Origin of the sequence: Bradyrhizobium sp. CCBAU 45394 (genome assembly GCF_028128655.1) — a bacterium.
In the GTDB taxonomy this organism is placed as follows: domain Bacteria; phylum Pseudomonadota; class Alphaproteobacteria; order Rhizobiales; family Xanthobacteraceae; genus Bradyrhizobium; species Bradyrhizobium diazoefficiens.
This window is the reverse complement of the sequence record NZ_LBIX01000102.1, coordinates 1-4,031: the sequence shown is the minus strand read 5'-3', so window position 1 is coordinate 4,031 and position 4,031 is coordinate 1. Positions and strand designations below refer to the sequence as shown.

3 protein-coding genes are annotated in these 4,031 nt (G+C 55.9%); all 3 read right to left on the bottom strand.

Going from position 1 to position 4,031, the window contains the following annotated elements; all coding sequences use genetic code 11:
- Positions 1–135: 135 nt before the first annotated feature.
- Positions 136–483 carry a hypothetical protein gene (locus WN73_RS12145; protein WP_271552942.1) on the bottom strand — a complete coding sequence of 116 codons (348 nt, stop codon included), beginning with the start codon at positions 481–483 and terminating at the stop codon, positions 136–138.
- Positions 484–882: 399 nt separating this feature from the next.
- Positions 883–3,051, bottom strand: coding sequence for a virulence-associated E family protein (locus WN73_RS12140; protein ID WP_271552941.1), 2,169 nt, complete (start codon positions 3,049–3,051; stop codon positions 883–885).
- Between the two features lie 669 nt (positions 3,052–3,720).
- The coding region (locus WN73_RS12135; protein WP_271552939.1) for a hypothetical protein at positions 3,721–4,031 on the bottom strand (311 nt) is incomplete at its 5' end.

The window sequence follows — 4,031 nt, the reverse complement described above, 5'->3', positions numbered from 1 at the left end:
GAATGCTTCCGATAAGAGCTGTTATCGGAAGTAATCTTCCTTGAGGATTAGCCTGCGATCAGCCCCAGACCACTTCAGGATGACCTCTAAAGTAGGCTTTGGGCGGCCGTTCGAGGAAGTTAAATCTAACGAGGTTCACCCGCTCTCATTCTCGCTATTGTTAGTTTCTAACCGGCTCAAGATCGTGACAAGTGTGTTGAGCTCGTCGTCAGTTGCTCTCGTCAGATCATAGGTTCCGATAGCGCCCGAATGCAGCATTGCTTGCGGCGCCTTTCCAACCGCCCTATCGAGAATCTCTTTGATCGCTCCGAGTTTAGCGGCCTCACTTTGGGCATCCATCGACATCGCCGCAAGTTGCTCCATAGCGCGCGGGACGAACTGCATAGCTAGCTCTTTCAGTTCGCGCGTGACCTTATTCGGAGTGCCGGCTACACGACCTCCAGTTTTCGGAGATCCCGGCTTTCTGCCACGTTTGGCGCTCATTTCTAGAGATCTCTACTTTAGAGAATGGGAGGAAGCTTTGGTTCGGCGCGCAAACACACTCAGTTCCTGCGGTGATAGGTTAAGGAAAACCTTGCGGGCAACGGAAGCCTAACTACTTGCGTTGAAAAGTGCCAAGCCGAACTGGCGTCGTATCTCCGCACCCGGCCTGCCGGGTTCGACGAGCAAGACCGTCCTATCGTCCTCGCTTGTACCTCCTGTACCCCTTGTACTTACCTACCTGGATAGGCGGATCACCATCTTTCGCTCATACTGCTTCTCCTCTCATCTCCTTTTATAGAAATGAGGGGGTACAGCGGGTACACTAGGAGAAGGTCCTGTCTCAAAAGGAGTTCTAGTGTACCCGCTAGCGGGAACGGCCGAAGCTTCAAGCGGGTACCGTTAAAATGGCCCATCCTCATAATTCGCCGATACATCTTGTTGCGCAGTCCGTTTAACAACAATACGCTTCAGCGTGGCCTCCTTTGCGTCTCCTTTCACGTATCCGTTGTGCGGCTTCCCGTCGAACCGATGCTTCTTCCGATCCCAACCCAAGCTACGCATAGCCTTCCCCAATCGAACATTATGTTCCTGCGTCCGCTGACCCGCCGGCAGGCCAATGATTTCCCAAGCATCGGAGGCGGGCAGCTTTCCTTCCATGTCCCCTAGCACGCTCGCAATCTGGTCGATCCAAGGCTCCTCGATCGTGCGCTCTGCTTGCTCGACGGCTGCCGCCTTCCAGAGGTTAGGATCGAGCCTAATGCTCGCCCCCTGGGCTTCCCGCTCAGCTGCTTCCGCCCAGAGTTGGTCTCGGTCGCGCTTAAGCGCTTCAGTATCGAAGGTCGCTACCGCCACTGGCCAGAACCGTCGATTGCCGGTTTGGTCGCGAAGGTATTTTTGATCATTGGTGGAGCCGATGAAGACGCATTGACGCGGCATCTCTGTGGTGAAGCGCCCGTATGCCATTCGCCCGCGATCGATACGGCGAGAAAGAGCAGCTTTCAAGTGCTCCACTTCGGTTTTGCGCATTCCGTTCAACTCTGCGACCTCAATGATCCATCGACCGCCAAGCTGCTCGATCATCCGCTTGCCATCGGCGCCGAGTGGGAGATCGTCGGAAAACCAATCTGGGTTTACCGCGAGGACCTCGAGGGCTTTCGACTTTCCTGTCCCCTGCGGACCCTCAAAGATAGGCATCTCATCGAACTTGCATCCGGGCTCACGGATCCGGCGCACTGCCGCGATTAGCACGAGCGCACCCACGGCATGCACGTACTCGGTGTCGCTGGCCCCACCGTATGTCACGAGCCATCGGTCGATGCGGGGGACGCCATCCCACTCCAGTCGATTGAGATACTCCCTCACGGGATGAAATGAGTTACGCAGAGCAGCATCAGTGACTACTATCAAGAAGAAATCATTCGGCGGGAGAAACTTGAATTGCTCCTCGACCTGCAGCCATAGTCGATTAATGGCGGCGTCATTTAGTATCTCAAACCCGTCCAAACCCAAGACTGTCATCCGGCCATCGAACGTATTGTGGCGCAGCGTGATGCCGAGGCTGTCAAGCGCAGTTAAGATGTTCTTCTGGCTTCGGAGAATAATCTTACTTTTATCGTCGCGCTCAAAAGTGGTCGTACGAATTTTATCCAGAGCTCGGGCGATCTGGCGACGAGCATAGTCCTCGCCCCCATTCTCCGCGATGTGCTGGTAGATCCCGCAGCCAGCATACTTGTCATCGAGTAAGGCAGCTAAAATTGCGTGTTGGTCGGTTCCCGCTCGTAGCGCCCCGATATTGAACGCGAACAACGCCTCGCTGCGAGACTGGTATGCCCCAGCACCTGCGACATGCAACATGTTGATCAAGCGGCGCGGTAGCTCGTTTGATCGAGTTTGGGACTGCCTGCTTTTTCCCTGCTTATTTTTTTTCTTCAAAGAAGGAAAATCCGATAGCGGATGAAAACTGTCGTTGAGGTTGATCAAGGACGATAGACGCGGGAGCCTTCCATCCTTCCGCTTTTTCGCATTCGGCCAGTTGATCGTTCCTGGTAATCGGAACAGCCTATCAATGTTGTGCGTGCCCTTGGGCGCGCCCAGCGCCTGGATCAGGGCACTATTGGCTGTCTCAATTGCTCCGACGTCCTCCGCTGGTACGTCTAGGCGCCATAGAACTTGAATGCCGTTGCCGCTATCAACAATGGCGCTGGCACGGGGGACGAAGGCACGGAGATGAGGAAGGAAGCGAGCCTTGAACTGCTCTGCGTTCTCGCCATCGTCCGGATCGGCATCCAGCTGCAGGAACTCAGCCGCGGCAAACTCGCGCTTTGCCGGCTTCTTGGTAACAGGGTAGCGAAGCCGGTTGATCGTGTAGTGAATATTGCGGCCCTGGACGTTCAGTGAGCAAATGAATGTGCGCAGGGCTTCATCGTCATGGATGGTGAATGTTTTGGTCACGGTACCACGATCGGGCTTGATAGCCGTAATGACCCAGGGACCGGAAGGCCGAAGCCATCTTAGAAAATCGATGGCTGCTTCGACGTTAGGCTCGGATGGCGGAATGCTGCCGTGCATCACCGTTCCCCTCCTTTGGAAGCAATCTTCGGAAGGGTAGGCGTTCGCCTGGCGTCATCGATCGGCAGGCCGGCGATCTGCCGGCGGTCGTTCATGAGGGCTATGGCGAGTGGGCCGGTGGGGACTGGACTTGGGCCGCTGCCTTCCTTAGGGGATTTCTTGCGGCCAGTGACGGCCGTGGCTTTTCGACCAAAAGAGGTGCCTCCAGTAGCCAGCTGGGGGCGCCTTTCTTGTTCAGGGGGGGTGACCATCTTGCCAACTCCGGTCATGCGCCGGAGGCGGAAATGACAATAGGCCGCTCCGGCGCTAGTTGTGCTAGCGCTGCGCTAGTTGAACTAGCGGGTGAGCGACCTGGCGTTTGGTATCCAGTCCGTGGCCGAGACTGGAGTTGCCCCCGTCCGGGGCCGCTGGTCGGTGCCGTCGCCACACGGCCTGCACTGCCCGACTATACTGAACGCGCGTCGGGTTGGTTTTCGGGCTTTCGACAAAGGTCCATTTCGTCCGCTTAAGATAAGCCAGCGCGGAAGCGAGGGTGCCTAAAGTGTAAAGGATCAAAGACAAGTCTCGTTGTCCAGACCAATTTTTCCGAGCGTCTGATCGTGTGATCGTCGTGCGTGTTGTTGCTGCTTGGAAGTCACGCTTGACAAACTTGTGACCGCCTCAACGCATCTATCTCTCTGAATAGTGAGCCTCATCTCCCGGCGTTGGCTCGCGCATCTCGGTTTTATTAGCGTCTTCCACGCTGTTTCCGCCAGTTTCGCCTATCAGTATGAGCATTCTCATCATGAGGCCGACGCCATACTGTGTGTCCGTTGAACTCCTGGTGGAACGTCCAGCCAAATCCCTTCGGCCGCGGCTGAATTTCAGCATTCCACGGTCCATCCATTGTTTCGATAGTTTTGGTGTAGGTCTGCTCGATGGTAAGCGCAGCTCTGCGGCCCTTTTGATTGACGCTTGACGGCTATTTTGTCCGCGTGGCG